The 14,839-nt window shown below is 73.0% G+C and carries 12 protein-coding genes; 6 read left to right on the top strand and 6 right to left on the bottom strand.

The genetic code is table 11. The features are described 5' to 3' along the window. Positions 1-2 precede the first annotated feature (2 nt). Together ABD340_RS22950 and ABD340_RS22945 are read left to right on the top strand one after the other, a co-directional pair. Positions 3-1,160 (top strand): DUF58 domain-containing protein, encoded by a 1,158-nt coding sequence (locus tag ABD340_RS22950; RefSeq protein WP_344591480.1) that lies wholly within the window; start codon positions 3-5, stop codon positions 1,158-1,160. Further along, the gene (locus ABD340_RS22945; protein WP_344591478.1) at positions 1,157-3,391 is read left to right on the top strand and encodes a transglutaminase TgpA family protein; all 2,235 of its coding nucleotides are present in this window, start codon (positions 1,157-1,159) and stop codon (positions 3,389-3,391) included. The genes ABD340_RS22950 and ABD340_RS22945 overlap by 4 nt, the downstream gene beginning before the upstream one ends. Before the next feature lie 59 nt (positions 3,392-3,450). Here ABD340_RS22945 and ABD340_RS22940 read toward each other — a convergent pair whose 3' ends face one another. Further along, the gene (locus ABD340_RS22940; protein ID WP_344591476.1) at positions 3,451-4,875 is read right to left on the bottom strand and encodes a protein kinase domain-containing protein; all 1,425 of its coding nucleotides are present in this window, start codon (positions 4,873-4,875) and stop codon (positions 3,451-3,453) included. A 171-nt stretch (positions 4,876-5,046) separates the two neighbouring features. Here ABD340_RS22940 and eccD point away from each other — a divergent pair, with 171 nt between their 5' ends. The 4 genes from eccD (at position 5,047) to ABD340_RS22920 (ending at position 11,542) form a co-directional block, all read left to right on the top strand. After that, complete coding sequence (gene eccD, locus ABD340_RS22935) at positions 5,047-6,429, top strand: type VII secretion integral membrane protein EccD (RefSeq protein ID WP_344591475.1); 1,383 nt, start codon at positions 5,047-5,049, stop codon at positions 6,427-6,429. A gap of 4 nt (positions 6,430-6,433) precedes the next feature. After that, complete coding sequence (eccB, locus tag ABD340_RS22930) at positions 6,434-7,849, top strand: type VII secretion protein EccB (protein WP_344591474.1); 1,416 nt, start codon at positions 6,434-6,436, stop codon at positions 7,847-7,849. A gap of 72 nt (positions 7,850-7,921) precedes the next feature. Then, positions 7,922-10,942, top strand: a complete 3,021-nt coding sequence (locus ABD340_RS22925) for a WXG100-like domain-containing protein (RefSeq protein WP_344591473.1) — start codon at positions 7,922-7,924, stop codon at positions 10,940-10,942. A gap of 252 nt (positions 10,943-11,194) precedes the next feature. Beyond that, on the top strand, positions 11,195-11,542 hold the full coding sequence (locus tag ABD340_RS22920) for a hypothetical protein (RefSeq protein ID WP_344591472.1): 348 nt from the start codon (positions 11,195-11,197) through the stop codon (positions 11,540-11,542). 27 nt (positions 11,543-11,569) lie between these two features. On the opposite strand, the gene ABD340_RS22915 is transcribed toward ABD340_RS22920, so the two are convergent. The 5 genes from ABD340_RS22915 to ABD340_RS22895 all read right to left on the bottom strand — a co-directional run bounded on the left by ABD340_RS22915 (position 11,570) and on the right by ABD340_RS22895 (position 14,796). Beyond that, complete coding sequence (locus tag ABD340_RS22915; RefSeq protein ID WP_344591471.1) at positions 11,570-11,824, bottom strand: hypothetical protein; 255 nt, start codon at positions 11,822-11,824, stop codon at positions 11,570-11,572. A 117-nt stretch (positions 11,825-11,941) separates the two neighbouring features. After that, entirely contained in the window at positions 11,942-12,268 is a 327-nt protein-coding gene (locus ABD340_RS22910; protein ID WP_344591470.1) for a hypothetical protein, read from the bottom strand. Continuing rightward, positions 12,261-12,941, bottom strand: a complete 681-nt coding sequence (locus ABD340_RS22905; RefSeq protein ID WP_344591469.1) for a YbaB/EbfC family nucleoid-associated protein — start codon at positions 12,939-12,941, stop codon at positions 12,261-12,263. The genes ABD340_RS22910 and ABD340_RS22905 overlap by 8 nt, the downstream gene beginning before the upstream one ends. Then, complete coding sequence (locus ABD340_RS22900; RefSeq protein ID WP_344591468.1) at positions 12,938-14,353, bottom strand: hypothetical protein; 1,416 nt, start codon at positions 14,351-14,353, stop codon at positions 12,938-12,940. The genes ABD340_RS22905 and ABD340_RS22900 overlap by 4 nt, the downstream gene beginning before the upstream one ends. Next, on the bottom strand, positions 14,350-14,796 hold the full coding sequence (locus tag ABD340_RS22895) for a hypothetical protein (RefSeq protein ID WP_344591466.1): 447 nt from the start codon (positions 14,794-14,796) through the stop codon (positions 14,350-14,352). Before ABD340_RS22895 ends, ABD340_RS22900 begins: the two co-directional genes overlap by 4 nt. Between the last annotated feature and the right edge of the window lie 43 nt (positions 14,797-14,839).

Here is a 14,839-nt window from a genome sequence, read left to right as displayed (position 1 = left end):
AAGTGTCCTGCAGCGTTCGCCTGACCGGGCGTGGGGCCGCACTGCTCGCCTTCGGCGTGCCCATGCTGGGATTCGGGCTCTGGGGTGCGTACCCGTTCATGGCCGCGCTGGGGGCCGCCGCTCTCGGCGCCGTGCTGGCGGCGGTGCTGCTCACCGCGCGCACGCTGCGGGTCGAGGTACGCCGCTCCGTCTATCCGGGCCGCGTGGAGAAGGGCGATCCCGCCATGGCCCGGCTCCGGGTGAACAACTCGGGGCGTCACCGCCTCGCCGCGTTCACCACGACCGACGCGCTGGGGGAGGCCACCCGGACGATCCGCGCACGCCCTCTGCGCCCGGGGGCCGGTGCCTCCTACACCTACGAGATCCCCACCGGCAAACGCGGCCGTCTCACCGTCGGCCCCCTCACCCTGCACCGGGTGGACCCGCTGGAGCTGGCCCGGAGCCGCCACCCCAGCGGCGCCACCGACACGCTCTGGGTGCACCCCCGGCAGTATCCGGCGCGCGCCCTGACCGGCGGCCACCGCCGCCACCACCACGACGGCGCCACCACGGACGACGCGCTCCGCGGCTCGATGGAGTTCGTGGACCTGCGCGAGTACGCCCCCGGCGACGAGTTCCGCCTGTTGCACTGGAAGGCCACCGCCCGGACGGGCCGGCTCATGGTCCGCGAGCTCGCCGACCCCGAACAGCCCCGTTTCACGTTGCTGCTGGACACCCGGACCACCACCTTCGCGGAGGGCCTTTTCGAGGAGGCGGTGGACACCGCGGCCTCGCTGCTGGCGGCCTCCGCCCGCGCGGGGTCCCACAGCCGGCTGATCACCCCCGCCGGGCTGGACGTACCGATGCCGGGCGGCCCGAAGGCGGCGCTGCGCCTCCTGGACGAGCTGGCCCAGGTCGGGCGGGAGGGGGGCCGGAACAGCGCGCTGGTGCCCGCCGCGCTGTCGGCCGGGCGAGGGGCGGGCGGCGTACTGGTGGTGGTGACCTCCGTGACCACGCGTCCCGCGGAGCTGGCCCGGCTCCGGCACCGGTTCCCCGCAATCCACATGATCGTGCTGGCGGAGGAGAAGCCGGTGGCCGTCACGGTTCCAGGGGTGCGGATCCTCGGCGCCGCCGGTGCGGAAGAGGCGGTTCGGCGTTGGAACGAGGTGGCGACGGCATGATCCGGCTCCTCATACGCGCCCGGCCGACGGTCTGTGTGGTGCTGGCGGCCGTCGTCGCCGGCCTGCTGTACGCCGGGGTCTTCGAGTTCAGCGCCCTGCTGGTGCCGGTGTGCGTACCGGCCGTCGTGGTGCTGGCGACGGCGCCGGCCTTCTCGGGGCGGCGGCTGGAGCCGTGGCGGCCGCTCGCCACGGTCGTCGCCGGCGTGATCGCCGTCGGCGTCACCTCCCTCTGGACGACCACGATCTTCGGACTCCCCACGCCACGCACGCTCCAGGCCATGGCCGCGGGAATCACCGACTCCTGGCAGCTCACCCTGCAGTTCACCTGGCCCGCCCGGCCGGAGGCGCCGAACCTGCTCTTCATCCCGATCATGGTCGTCCTCGCCGCCGTGTTCGGCGTGGAGCTCGTCCACCGCCTCCGCGGCCCGCTGCCGGCGCTGCTGCCGAGCCTCGCCATCGCGATCTTCCGCCAGTTCTACGGCCCGCTGGAGGCGGAGCCCGGCGTGGCGGTGCTCGGCTCCCTCGCGTACGCCGCGGCCGCCGCCTCGCTGCTGGCCGCCGTCCGTGCCGGGTCGGCCACCGAGACGGCACGCGCGGAGCGGCAGCCTGGCCTGGCCCTGACGCGGGCCGCGGCGCCCGTGATCCTGGCCATGGCCGTGGCGGTGCCGGCCGGGCTGCTTCCGGGGGCCCGGCCGGAGGCGTACACACTGCGGAACGAGGTCTCCGCACCGGTCACCAACGTCCAGACGACCAGCCCCCTGGACGACCTCGGCGGCCGGCTCACCGCGTCCGGCTCCCCGGTCTTCGAGGTCCTCAGTGGCGGCGCGGGCGTGACCCACTGGCCGCTGGTCGTGCTCGACGAGTACGACGGGGTCAACTGGACCGGCACCCAGGGCGGGTTCCGCCGCCTCGGCTCCGGCATACCGCAGGGCCCGCTGCTCACCGGGCCGGTGAAGCGCCGTACGGCACGGATCGAGGTCGTGGACACCGGCGGCCCGTGGCTGCCGAGCCAGCAATCACCGGCCCAGGTGGACGGTGCCACCCCGTTGATCGATCCGGAGCGCGGCACCCTCCTCCTGCCCGAAGGCTCCGCCGCCGGTGCCGAGTACCTGCTGTCGTGGTGGGAACCCCAGCAGATCAGCAAGGACACCCTCCGCAACGCGGGCCTTGACTGGGACGCTCCGGGCGGCCGCGATCCCCTGGGCGAGGACGTGCCGGCCTGGGTGGCGCCGAAGGCGAAGGAGGCCTCGGGGGACAAGCGCGCCACCCTGGAGACCGCCCTGGCGATGGAGGCGTATTTCCGGGACGACTTCACGCACGTGACCTCGGGGGAGCTGCCGACCGGGCACTCCTGGCTCAAATTGGAGGAGTTCTTCGATGAGCGGAGGGGGACGAGCGAGCAGTTCGCCGCCGCCTACGTGGTGCTGGCCCGGACCAGGGGCATCCCCGCCCGCCTGGTGGTCGGGTACAAGGCCCCGCCCGCGTCCGGTGGGGCTTACACGGTTCGCGGCGGCAACGCCGGCGCCTGGCCCGAGGTGGCGGTGAAGGGAGTCGGCTGGGTGCCGCTCAACCCCGCCGGCACCGCCGAGGCCTCCGGCGCCGGAGGCGGCGGGCTGGCGGAGCCCACCCAGAAGCTGCGCGACGAACTGCCGCCCCCGGAGGACCTCAGCGAGCCGCCCGTACGCCCTGACGCCCCCGCGGGCCGGCGGCGGAACGACGGAGACGCCGGGCTCAGCGTGCCGTGGTCCCTGCTGCTCCTTCTGCCCCCGGGCCTGCTGCTCGCGAGCTGGCTGTTCGGGGTGCCGGCGGCCAAGGCGTTGCGGACCCGGCGGCGTCGGCTCCGGCCCGGCGTGGGCGCGGTGGTGGGGGCCTGGGAGGAGGTCCGCGACCAACTGAGGGCGTACGGCGTCCCGGTCTCCGCCGGCATGACGCTGCGCGACCTCACCACCGAGGTCGCCCGTACCGCCGATCCGCCCACCGTGACCGCCCTCGACCATCTCGCCGACGCCGTCGACGTAGCCCTCTGGGCCGGCAACACCCCCGGAAAACAGGTCGACCGCCAGGCCTGGACCGCCGTGCGCACCGTCCGTCTCGGCCTGGCCCGCCAAGGCCCCTGGCGCCGCCTCCGCGCCACCCTCAACCCGCGCCCCCTACTCCCCCTCCGCAACACTCAGAGGGAAGGCTTTCGGTGGAGAAATCGCAGGTCGCCGCTCCAAAAGTCTTCCCCATAGCGCTTGCCCAGGGTGCGTTCCTCAGAGCCCGATAAGTGCCCCGGACGGCCGGTGGGGCCTCACGATTGGCAGGTGGCTTTGCGGATCGGCTTTGGTGCGCTCGTCCAGTGGCGGCCGCTGCTGTCTATGCCCATGACCTCGAAGCAGTACGCCTTCTCCGGGTCGATCTTCACGACGGACTCCGTGGCCCGAGTGGGCGGGAGCGACTTGGTCTCCTCCGCGGTGGCATAGGTGACGACGAAGTCGATGGACCGGCTGCTGGTCCACTTGAGTTTCACGGAGTTGGCCTGATCCCTGACTTCGACCAGCTCTATCTGGACGTCGGGGCCGGGAGCCGGGGTGGGGGCCTTGCTGGTTTGGGCCGCGCGGGGCGGTGTCTTCGGGTCGGCGAGCCCCTCGGGGCGGTTGACGATGAGCAGTACGGCCACCACGGCGAGGAGCGCGAAGCCGGCTATCGCCACCGGCCCCCATGGCGAACGCCGCTCCTCCTTCGGCCGGTCCTCCGGGGTGAACTCCAAGATCGGCTTGCCCAGCGGCAACGGCTGGGGCTGGGCAAGGGGCGCGCCTGCGGGCAGCGAGGGGGCGGGCGGCTCCGGCGTCGGCGGCGGGGACTGGGCGGGCAGCGGCGGCGGCACGTTCGCCGTCGCGCCCGCAAAGTCGTCGAAGGCATCGCCCGGTTGCGCGGGCCGGTTCTGCCCGGTGACGCCGGCGTGGAGCGCGGTGAGCCGGCCGGCCACCGAGGCCGCGTCGGCTGGACGGGCCGCGGGGTCCTTGGCGAGCAGTCCGGCGACCAGGTCCGCCAGGCCCGGCGGCAGGTCGGGCCGGTCGAGCCGGGGCACCGAGGTGCTGAGCGCCCGTAGTACGCGCTCCTCGGGCGGCTCGCCCGGCGTGCCCGCGTACGGGGAGCGGCCGGCCAGCGCCAGATAGAGGATCCCGCCCAGCCCGTACAGGTCGGAGCTCTGGTCCGCGGAGCCGTCCCGGATGCTCTCCGGCGCCGCGAACTCCGATGGATCCGGTGGGAACACCTGCCGCAGCGTCACCCCGAAGTCCGCCAGAATCGGTTCCCCGGTGGCCCGGAAGAGCACGTTGCCCGGCGTGACGCCGCCGTGCACGATCCCGCTCCGGTGCGCGGTGGCCATCGCCGAGGCGATCGCCGTGCCCAGGGCGAGGGCGTCCGGCACCGAGAGCGGGCCGAACGACCCGATCAACTCCGGCATCGACTGCGGAAACAGCTCCATGCGGAGCGCGTGCCGCCCGTCCGGCATCTCCTCCAGGCGGTCGGCCACCAGGATCGGGGCCTGGCCGCGGAGCGCCGCCAGCCGGGCCAGCTCCTTCTCCACGTCGCCGCGGGTCCGCCGGTCCAGCGGGCCGGGGAGGACCTTGAGGGCGTACGCCTCGCCGGCCGGCGACACGCCGGCGTACACGGTGGCCGTGGGCCCGGTGCCCAGCGGGACGAGCCCGTCGTCACCCGTTCCGGTCGTCACGTGGCTGCCCTCGCGTTTCACTCGCCTGCCCCCATGGGCCCACTGCCGTGTCAGCTACCTGCCGCGTCCGCCCCAGGGCGGGCACGGCGGCCCATCGTAGGAACACCAGAACACACCCCGGAGCCCGTGACAGCAACCTGACGCGGCTCCTCACCAGATGGGAAGGCCGGGATGACGACCACGGGCCTGGTGCGGGTGACCATCGCGGCACCGCGGCGGCGCATCGACCTGGCGCTGCCGGAACGCTCGCCGGTGGCCGAGATCCTTCCGGGGCTGCTCCGCATGGCGGGCGACGGCCTCGCCGACGAGGGGGTGCCGGACGGCGGCTGGATGCTGCGCCGCGCGGACGGCACTGCCGTGGAAGGGGCACGTACGCTCGACGCCCATCAGGTCCGCGACGGCGAGGTCCTGCACCTGGTTCCGCGCCGTACGCAGTGGCCGGAAGCGGAGTACGACGACCTGGTCGACGCGATCGCCGACGGCGCGGGCCGTGCCGGGCGGCCCTGGGGCCCGGTGCACACCCAGAGGGCCGGGCTGGTCACCGCGGGAACGGCGGTGGCCCTGATCCTGTACGCGATCGTCCGCGCGGGGCCACCGTGGCCACTGCCCGGCCTGGTCGCCCTCGCGGTCGCGGTCCTGCTGATGGCCGGTGGGACCGCACTGGCCCGCGCCGGCGGCGACGCCCGGTCCGGCGCGGCGCTGGCCGCCCTGGCCCTCCCGTCCGCCTTCGCCGGCGGTGCGATGCTGCTCGGCGCCGGCCTGCCGCTGACCGAGTACGGCGCCCCGCAACTGCTCAGCGGGAACGCGGCGCTGCTGCTGGCGGCGGTCCTCGGGCACCTCGGCGTGGTCGGCCGTGCGGCGATCTTCGTCGGGGCGGCGGCCGTGGGCCTGCTCGGCGCTCTGGCCTCGTGGGCGGTGACCACGGGGGCGGTCGACGCCACCGGCGCCGCCGCGGTGGTGGCCGGCCTGGTGATGGTCTTCTCGCCGCTGTTCACGCCGGTGGCGGCGCGGCTCGGGCGGCTGCCGCTGCCGGTGCTGCCGCGTACGGCGGCCGACCTGGTACGCGACGACCCGCAGCCGCCCCGCAAGGCGGTGTACGCGGCGGTGCTGCGTACGGACGCCCTGCTCACCGGCCTGGTGGGGGGCGGCGCGCTGGCCGCGATCGTGGCGGAACTGACGATGCTCCGTACCTCCGGCAGGTCGGTGACGATCCTGCTGGCTCTGCTCGCGCTGGGGTTCGGCGTACGGGCGCGGCTCTACCCGGCGATCCGGCAGCGGGTGCCGCTGCTGGCGGCCGGTCTGCTCGCCGCGGCCTGCCTGGCCATGGGTCCGCTGATGGCCGACCGGGAGGACCTGCTGGTGATCGCCGTCCCGCTGCTGGCAGTGACGGCCACCGCCGGCGTGACCGCGGGCCTGGTGTACGCGCGCCGGCCGCCGGGCCCCGTCCTCGGCCGCTACTCCCAGCTGTTCGAAGTGGTGCTGGTGCTGGCCTGCGTACCGGTCGTCTGCGCGGTGCTCGGCCTGTACGGGCTGGTCCGCGGGCTGGGGGGCTGAACCGGTGGCGACCAAGCGCGACCAGCTCCAGGCGTACCGGTTCATCGGCCAGCGGATCTCGTCCGCGCTGGTGAGCCGGGAGACCGACCCCGAGCAGCCCCCGTTCCGCCGGATCACCAACTCGGCCGCCGGCGGCCTGGTGATCAGCGCGATCGCGCTGCTGGTGGTGTACGTCTACGGCATCGTCGTGCCGGGCGGCAACACGTCCTGGCGGGACGGCAGGTCGGTGATCGTGGTCAAGGAGACCGGCACCCGTTACGTCTACCTCAACGGCCGCCTGCACCCCGTGCGGAACTACACCTCGGCCCTGCTGGCCCTGGGCGAGAACGCGGAGACCCTCTCGGTCTCCCGGAACTCGCTGATGGGCGTGGCCCGCGGCCCGGTCATCGGCATCCCCGACGCCCCCGACGCGCTGCCCGGCCCGGAGGAGCTGCTCCGTGCGGGCTGGACGCTCTGCTCCCGCCCCACCGAGGAGTCCTCCGGCACCGCGGCCGAGGACTCCGCGCTGCTGGTCGGCACGGACCCCACCGGCGGCCAGGCCCTCGGCGAGAGGGCGCTGCTGCTGGAGGTGCCGGACAGCAGGGACCACTACCTGGTCTGGCGCGGCTACCGGCACCGCATCGACGAACGGGACACCGTCGACGTGGGGCTGGCACTCGACGCGGAACGGCCCATCCGGGTCGACGCCGGGGTGGTGGACATCCTGCCCGCCGGCGACGAGATCGCGCCGATCAAGGTGCCGGAGGCGGGTGAGCGTTCGACCGCGGTGCCGCGCATGCCGAAGTTGCGCGCCGGGCAGGTGCTGGTGGCGCGTACGAGCGGCCGTGCCCAACACTTCCTGGCCGAGCCGAACCGGCTGCGCCCCATCTCGGAGCTCCAGTACGAGATCCAGCTCGCGTACAAGGGCAACGCCAAAGCCTACGGCGGCGGTGAGCCCGCGGGGGTGGAGCTGGGTTTGGTCGCCCTGTCCGAGGCCGCCCAGAGGTCCGCGCCCGCGCCTTCACGCGGTGCCGCACCGCCCCGCCGCCCGGTGATCGTCGGCGCCGGACGCGAACCGGCCACGGTCTGCGCCACCTTCGACTCCGGCGCGATGGTGCCCCGGCTCCGTCTGGACGGCCGGATGCCGAACGGGCCGATGGCCTCGACCCCGGGCCGTACGGCCGAGGGGCTCCCCGTGGCGGACCACGTGTACGTCCCCCCGGGCCAGGCGGCCCTGGCCCGGGTCATGCCGAGCGGCACGGCCGGCGCGGGCACGCTCCTCCTCGTCACCGACCAGGGCCGCGCCCACGCCCTTGCCGACCGGCAAGTCCTCGGAATCCTCGGCTACCTCCGGGCCAATGCGGTCCTTCTCCCCGTGGGCCTGGTCACCCGAGTCCCCCAAGGCAGCGCACTTTCCCCCGCCGCCGGCCGATCCACCTGACCCCGAGACGTGGGAGCAACCATGATCCAGATCGGGCCCCGGCACCGCTGCGGAGAGCGGGGGCGCTGACCCATGCCCCCCGGAGCGCTGACGCCCGTTCCCGAGCCGACGCATGAGCTTTGGCAGCGGGTGAAGGCACAGGGGGCGCAGTGGCCGCAGCCGGACGAGGCGGGGCTCCAGTCCCTCGCCCAGTCCTGGCGCACGGCCGCCGCGGACTTCGCCGCCACCGGCCGCTACGACACGAGCGGGCTGAACGGCCCCTGGGCCGATGCCGTGGGCGGGCAGTTCGCCGCGCGCGTACAGGGAACCACCGCGCGCGCGGGCGAGACGGCCACCGGCATGGAGGCCGTGGCCGTACGTACCGACGATTTCGCGTACGAGGTCTGGCGCCTCAAGAGCAAGATCGCCGAGACCATCAACGCCAACATCTGGGTCTACGATCTGGCGGCCGCCGATCCCACGGGCATCGCGCAGGCCGGGGTCGTCAACATGGTCGCGTCGATGATCGACGGGCTCGTCCAAGAGGCGGTCGCGCACATATCCGCGTACGGCACGGCGTTGGGCACCGCCCTCGATATCGGCCGGGAGGTTCAGGGGGTCGGGCAGGGCATCGCCGACCACGCGGCCGAGACCGTCCGGGGCCTGCTCGACTTCCCCTCCCTCCAAGAGCTCAAAGAAACCGCCCAGCGGGTCGTAGAGGATCCGGTGGGGGCGGCCCAGGACGTCGCCGAGGGCCTCGTCACCCCGATCGTGGAGGACTGGAACGCCGGCAACGAAGGCGAGGCGATCGGCCGGAGCATCGCCACCCTCGCCGAACTGGTCGGCGGCGGCAAAGGCCTGACCAGGATCAGTGATCTCGTCAACAGGACGGACGGAGGGTCACCGGACCCAGACCCGGCGCCTGCTCCCGCTCCCTCACCAGAGCCGGCCCCCGCCCCCGCCCCGGCCCCGACCCCGGCGCCAGCGCCGGAGCCGGCGCCGGAGCCAGCTCCTGTGCCTGCTCCGGCTCCATCACCCCCAGGCCGGCCTAATCCTGGCCCCGCGCCCGCACCCGGCCCGGACGCCGGTGCCCCGGATCCGGGCACCGGTGCCCCAGGGCCGGACCCGGAGCCCGCACCCGCCACGGACGGTCCCGCCCCGGCTCCCGTTCCGCACGCCCCTGCCCCTCCGACCGCCGGCGCCCCCGGCAACGCCCCCCACCCACCCGCGGGCGCGCCCGGTGGCGGGAACCCCGATGGCCCGGACCCCGACGACGACGGGGGCGGCGGCCCGGACCGACCACTGGCGCCCAGCGAACCCGAGCCCGGGCCCTCCACACCCGAGAGCCGCCCCGCCCAGAGTCCCCCTCCACCACCCACCCCACATGGCGATGGGCCTAGCAGGCCAGACCCGCCGGAGCGATCCAGCGACTCACCGGAGCCCCGCGACGTCGCAGAGCCTCCGGAGGCACGCAAGCCCGAGCTCCCGGATGGGATTCGGGAGGTCCAGGACGGGACCAGGGAGGTTCCGGCGTCGGACGGGATCAGAACGACTCCGGAGTCCGGAGCCCTCGGCTCGCAGCCGACTCCCTTCGGCGGTGCCTTGAATCCGTACGGCAACGCGGCCATACCGGACCTCGGCGGACATGGCGACTCGCCGGGCGACAGGGGGATCACGACGGGCGAGGACTTCCGCGAGCCGGAGCCCGCGCTTGCGCGCACCGGAGGCGACGGTCCCGGGGCCGCCGACGCGGGCAGCGGCGCGAAGGACCCCCTGCCGGTACGGGCCGGGGCCGGCGAGTCGTCACCCAGCCCGATCGCGGGTGACAGCGGACCGGCCACGGACCTCACGTCCGCCAAGTCCGGCAACCCCGCGGACCCCCCGATGCACACCAAGGCCGGGGACGAGCGGATCCCCGCGATGGCACACGGCGAGCCCGGCGGTGGGCCGGGCCTGGCGCCGCCTCCTCACCGGGGCATCGATATGCCACCTCCCGTTCCGCTCCACATCTCACCCGACGCCGACCCGAGTCCGGCGAGAGGCGGCAGACCGGGCGGGGCCCCGGCCCGCAATGAGAGAGGCGGTCTGGACGATCCGCGCGAGCTCGACGATCCGCGGGACCCGAATGAGGAGGATCCGGGGCGGCTCGACGATCCACGGAACCCGAATCAGGAGGACCAGGGAGAACCGGACGAGCCGGATGGCTCACAGGACGAGCAGGACGCCCAAGACCCGGCCAAGCGGGGCCTGCGGAACGAGAACGAGGGGGATTCCCAGGACCAGGGGGGCGACGACGCTTCAGGAGATGCCGGTCCCGACCGCGGTGACAGGCATGACGTGCCCGCCAGGTTCGACGACGGCTTCGAACCGGACGAGAATGAGCCGTTCTTCGACCCCGCCGAGCTGACTCCGGAGCAGAACATCGCCCGCGACCTGCTCAGCAAGCTGGCTTTGTACGGCGGGAATGTCAAAGCTCGCGCGGAGATCGTCGCGAACTTCCTCGCGGATCTCGCGGACACGGCCGACCCGGATCGTGTCGCCCGCGCACACAGGCTCGCCGCCATGGCGGCGGAAGCGGTCCGGGATCTCCCCGCCGTGGTGAAGAGGCTGCTCGGCCAGGTCCTCAGCAACGGGGCGGTCGTACCGGACGAGGTAGAGATAACGAGACCCGGCCTCCTCAACGACGCCGCCCAGGTCGTGGCGGCGGTCGAGGCTCTGGTGAACGAGCACAACAAGGCCGTGGAGGCGACGGAGCGAACGGGTGACCCGCACGACATCGTGAAAGCGGTGGAGAAGCTCGTCCCGGCAGCGGAGGAGGCGCAGAAGAAGATAGACGACTTCGTCGCGTCCGCCTTCAGCCGCCTCGGCGCTGCGGCATTGCGCGACGCACTGTCCGCTGCACGCATTGACCTGTCCAGATACACGCTCTACGGCAACGAGGACACTGGCTTTCTCGCGGCCGCTGCGACATTTGCGGAGTGGTTCATGCGGCGCCCGAGGCTTAAGGGGATCAGGGAGAAATGGAGGCAGGAGGAGCGTGCCGCGGATGACTCCGAGGGGACGGACGATGATGCCGAGCAGGACGATGACGACCCGAGCGACGGCGGGCCGTAGGGGGAACGGTGACCAGGTTCGAGGCCGTGCGCGTCTTACTGCCGGATGAACCACGGCCGTTGGCAGCAACCGGTCACCCGCCTTCGCGCGGCTCCGAATCTCGTCATAATCGAAGGTCATGGCTATCGCCGAAGGCGCATACGGTGGCCATCGAAGGCCGGACACGGCCGCAGGCCTGCGGGGCTCGCTGGACCGCGCGGCGCCGGTCACGACGGCCATCGGTACCGGCCGTGCTGGGAGGTGGATCCGATCATGGCGCCTGACATGGACATGCAGCCGGCCGACGCCGCCGCGAGGATGGAGCAGCTGGCGGCTGAGAGCCGGAGGCTGAACAGCGCCTGGACGGCCAAGCAGGGTGAGATCGGCTCCGGCGCGGCCGCCATCGGCGGGGACCTGTTGAGCGCCGCGTTCAGGCCGGGCTATGACGCGGACTCCCAGGCCGCGAGCGATGCGGCCAACGCGGTGGTCTCGGCGCTGGCCAGGGACGCCCAGGTCGGGAACGCGTGCGTGCAGGACTACATCCAGGGCGACGACCGTGCGCGGGACGCCCTCGCCAACGTCATCCCATCGATTCCGCTCTCGCCGGGCCGACCCTTCTGACACCGGCGAACATATTGGTGTGGAGGGTCACCGGGGAGGCCTTTCGGCGTTGCCGTCCAGGCCATCGCGGTGTCTTTGGATCTCTCCCGGGTTGTCGCCTATCGAGTACTGATCGAAGTACGTGGCGTATTGGTCGTACTCTTGCTCATAGTTGAGGAAGCCCGGCTTTGTCCGCGCTGTCTGTGCGAGCCAGTCGGAGTCCTCGTTGCCCAGCCCGGCCGAATTCTGCACGATCTGGTCGAGGCCCGCTTGGGTGCTCGGCTGCAGCCCCAGCCGCCGCATTGGCCCGGGGATCCCCCGGATCCTCGGCGATCCAGTCGGTCAATCCCGCGACCGCCGCGCCTCGGTCGCTCCACTCGTACCGGTAAAGGGAGTCGAGCAGGCCGCCTTTCTGCGCGGTCAGTTGCCACCGCCGCGGATCGCCCCTTCGCCGGCGCGGTCGCTTTCGACGTACTGATCGGCGGAGGTGTTTCCGACCTGCGCCCAGGCCAGGCAGATGGCGGGGACTTCGTCGGTAGCGATCTTCAGGAACTCGGCCGGGGAACGGTAGACGCCGCTGAACGCCGCGGCGATGGGATCGGTTCCGATCCCCGCCTCGCCCAGCCCGATCGTGACCTTCGCGGCGGCCCATTCGGTGCCGAAGGTCTCGCTCTGCTGGGAGAGCATCCGCATCGCGGTGCGGTCGCCGGTAGCGAAGTGGGCCACGCCGCTCTGGGGCTCAGCCATGGTGGCGGCCTCTTTCCAGAGTGCGGTCGAGTCGGTGGATGAGGGGGTCGAAGCCGAGGTCGGTCTCTTCGCGGCGTACGCCGACGGGAAGGAACGGCTTCAGGAGTTCGAAGAGCTGCTCCTGCGTACGTTCCGCTGCCTGTCGCAACGTCTCGATGATCGCCTCCGCCAGGGGTCGGGGGTCGGTGCCGCGGTAGACGCGCGGATCCAGACGCAGCTCCGTGAGGGAGCCGCGTTCGTCGACGGCCGCGTGGATCAGCCCGTCCGGTGACTCGGCCACCGACCGGACCGCCGCCATACCTTCCCGGAGGTGGAGTACGGACCGGGTGAGCTCCCGATCTTCGCTGGGCAGGGGATCCGGGCGAGGTACCCGGCCTGCGGGAGGCGGGGTGGCGAACACCTCGGCGGCGAGTGCGGCGAGATCCTTGCCCGCCTTCTCCCTCGCCCGGCCGAGCGTTTCACTGATGGTCGCGGCGAGCGCTCGCGAATCCGGGGCGCGGAAGATGCGTACGTCCAGGTCGAGGTGGAGGAGCCGGCCTCGGCTGCCGACGGTCGCCGAGACCAGCCCGTCCTCCGACTCCGCGGTGGCCTGTACGGTATCCGCCCGCTCGCGGATCGTGCGCAGGTCATCGCGGAGTTTCCAGATGTCGACGACGCCGCCGCGGACCGTCATCGGACGGTCCTGCGGGTTTGCGGAGCCTCGACCACGGGCGTCTGCTCTTCGACCTGCCAGAGTTCCTCGACCAGCGGCTGCGAGGTCTCGTTCTCCACTTCGGCATCGCGCTTTGCGGCCGGGCCGTTCGCCGTACCGAGGAACTCGGGCGAGGCATCGAGCCGTCCCGTACGCCCGCGCAACCGCGGTGGCACGCCGGGCACGTTGCGGGGCGACCGGTCGCGGTAGCGGGGGTCGTCGTCACCGGGCTTTGGCGGCCCACCCGAGCTCGAGCCTCCGCCGCGCGGCGGCATCATGGGCGGCGGAACGGCAAGCCCGCGCATGCCCACCCCGCCACCACCGGAACCCGTGGCGGCCGGCCCCGGACCCACCACGCCGGGCGTCACCGGAGTGGCGGCGGTCGACGTGGTCGGACCCGCACCGATCGTTCCCGGGGCGACCCGTGCAGGACGGGCCAGGCCGGCGCCGACAGCGCCGACAGCGCCGATCGGCGCGGTGTACGGCACTCCGCCGGGCGAGGCCGGCGTGGACACCGGGATCGAGGGCGGCGTGGACGCCGGCATCGAGGGCGGTGGCACAGCCATGGGTGGCACTACAGGTGAGGGCGCCGCCGCTACCGGACCACCGGCAAGCGCCGGCCCCGGTGCACCCCCGGCCATCGGTGCGCCCCCGGCCATCGGTGCCCCCTCGGGCGCGCCGCCCGCAGCCCCCGAGGGAGCACCACCCGCGCCCGCTGGGGCCGCTGCCGGAGACCCCGCTGGGGACCCCCCTGGGGCGGCCGCCGGGGCGGCCGGGCCGCCCGCGGATGGGGCGGAACTGGTTTGAGCGCCCGAGCTTGTAGCCGGTCCGTCCCAGGGGGTTCCGTTCGGAGCCCCGGCGATCACCGACCCGACGCGTGCGAACTCGCCGCTCAACGTCCTGATCAGGCCCTCGGCCTCGGCCACGATGGCCGTCATTCGCGCGCGGATCTGCGCCAGCCGTTGAATGATGTACTGGGCCCTGGCCGGAGTCACACCGGCGCTCAGTTCCGCCTGGAGCCGGTCGTACTCCTGCGCGAGCGTCTGGGCCTCCTGGTTCAGCGTTCTGAGCTGCTGGGCGGTGGTCGCAATGACTTGGCTGAGACCTTCGAGCTGGGCCGGGATCCCCGCTGAGCTCAGCTGCTGCGTCCAGGCGCCCACCGACGCCGAGCTGCGGCCCAGACGCTGGCCATAGAGCTCGCCGGCGGCGTCCTGCCAGATGGGTGCGACTTCGCGGGTCTTGGCCTGAAGGTCGTCCCGTGTCTTCTCCATCTCCGCGAGCATCGTCTGCCAACGGGCGATGCTGCTTCTGAGGCGGGGCGTGTGGTCCGCTTCCTGGGCCTCGGCCTGCTTCAGCAACTCCTCCACCCGGGCGGCCAGCGCGGCGACGCTCATCGGGGTTCTGCCCCGGCCTGCGGCAGGGCACCCGGGAAGGACGGCCGCGGGCCCATGCCGCTTTCCTGCAGGGGGAGCGGGAGCTCGTCCTGTGGAGAGTTCCCAGACCTCGGCAGCATGCTGAGATTCAGGGCGCGCTCAACCTCGGCCCGGCCGACATCGTCGCGATTGGCGTAGTCGGTCGCGCTGTCATTCGCGACGGATTGGTAGCCCGCGTATCCCTGCTCGATGGTGTTGAAGTAGGCGCCGAACTGTTCAAGAGCGGTATTGACGCTCTGGATGTAGGTATTGCAGCCGCCGCCCTCGAGGGGCATGCCACAGGGCAGGTTGTCCTGTTTGAGGCCCTCCGCCTCCGCCGCCGCCAGCCTGGCGTTCGCCGGGATCATTCGCCCGGCGAAGCTGCGCAGGTCCCCCGTCGCGTTGTCGACTCCGTCGGATGTCATCGGTTCCTCCCTCGTGCGGTCCTGGTTCTCAGGCAACCTGTTC

The organism is Actinomadura vinacea (assembly GCF_039532545.1).
Taxonomy (GTDB): domain Bacteria; phylum Actinomycetota; class Actinomycetes; order Streptosporangiales; family Streptosporangiaceae; genus Spirillospora; species Spirillospora vinacea.
Note: the sequence above shows the minus strand (reverse complement) of the source record. Positions and strands in the feature narration are given on the sequence as shown.

Coding starts and splice junctions, on each gene's coding strand:
- ABD340_RS22900 (WP_344591468.1), bottom strand. CDS start 14,353: ATGAGCGTCGCCGCGCTGGCCGCCCGGGTGGAGGAGTTGCTGAAGCAG.
- eccD (WP_344591475.1), top strand. CDS start 5,047: ATGACGACCACGGGCCTGGTGCGGGTGACCATCGCGGCACCGCGGCGG.
- ABD340_RS22895 (WP_344591466.1), bottom strand. CDS start 14,796: ATGACATCCGACGGAGTCGACAACGCGACGGGGGACCTGCGCAGCTTC.
- ABD340_RS22920 (WP_344591472.1), top strand. CDS start 11,195: ATGGCGCCTGACATGGACATGCAGCCGGCCGACGCCGCCGCGAGGATG.
- ABD340_RS22925 (WP_344591473.1), top strand. CDS start 7,922: ATGCCCCCCGGAGCGCTGACGCCCGTTCCCGAGCCGACGCATGAGCTT.
- ABD340_RS22910 (WP_344591470.1), bottom strand. CDS start 12,268: ATGGCTGAGCCCCAGAGCGGCGTGGCCCACTTCGCTACCGGCGACCGC.
- ABD340_RS22945 (WP_344591478.1), top strand. CDS start 1,157: ATGATCCGGCTCCTCATACGCGCCCGGCCGACGGTCTGTGTGGTGCTG.
- ABD340_RS22905 (WP_344591469.1), bottom strand. CDS start 12,941: ATGACGGTCCGCGGCGGCGTCGTCGACATCTGGAAACTCCGCGATGAC.
- ABD340_RS22915 (WP_344591471.1), bottom strand. CDS start 11,824: ATGCGGCGGCTGGGGCTGCAGCCGAGCACCCAAGCGGGCCTCGACCAG.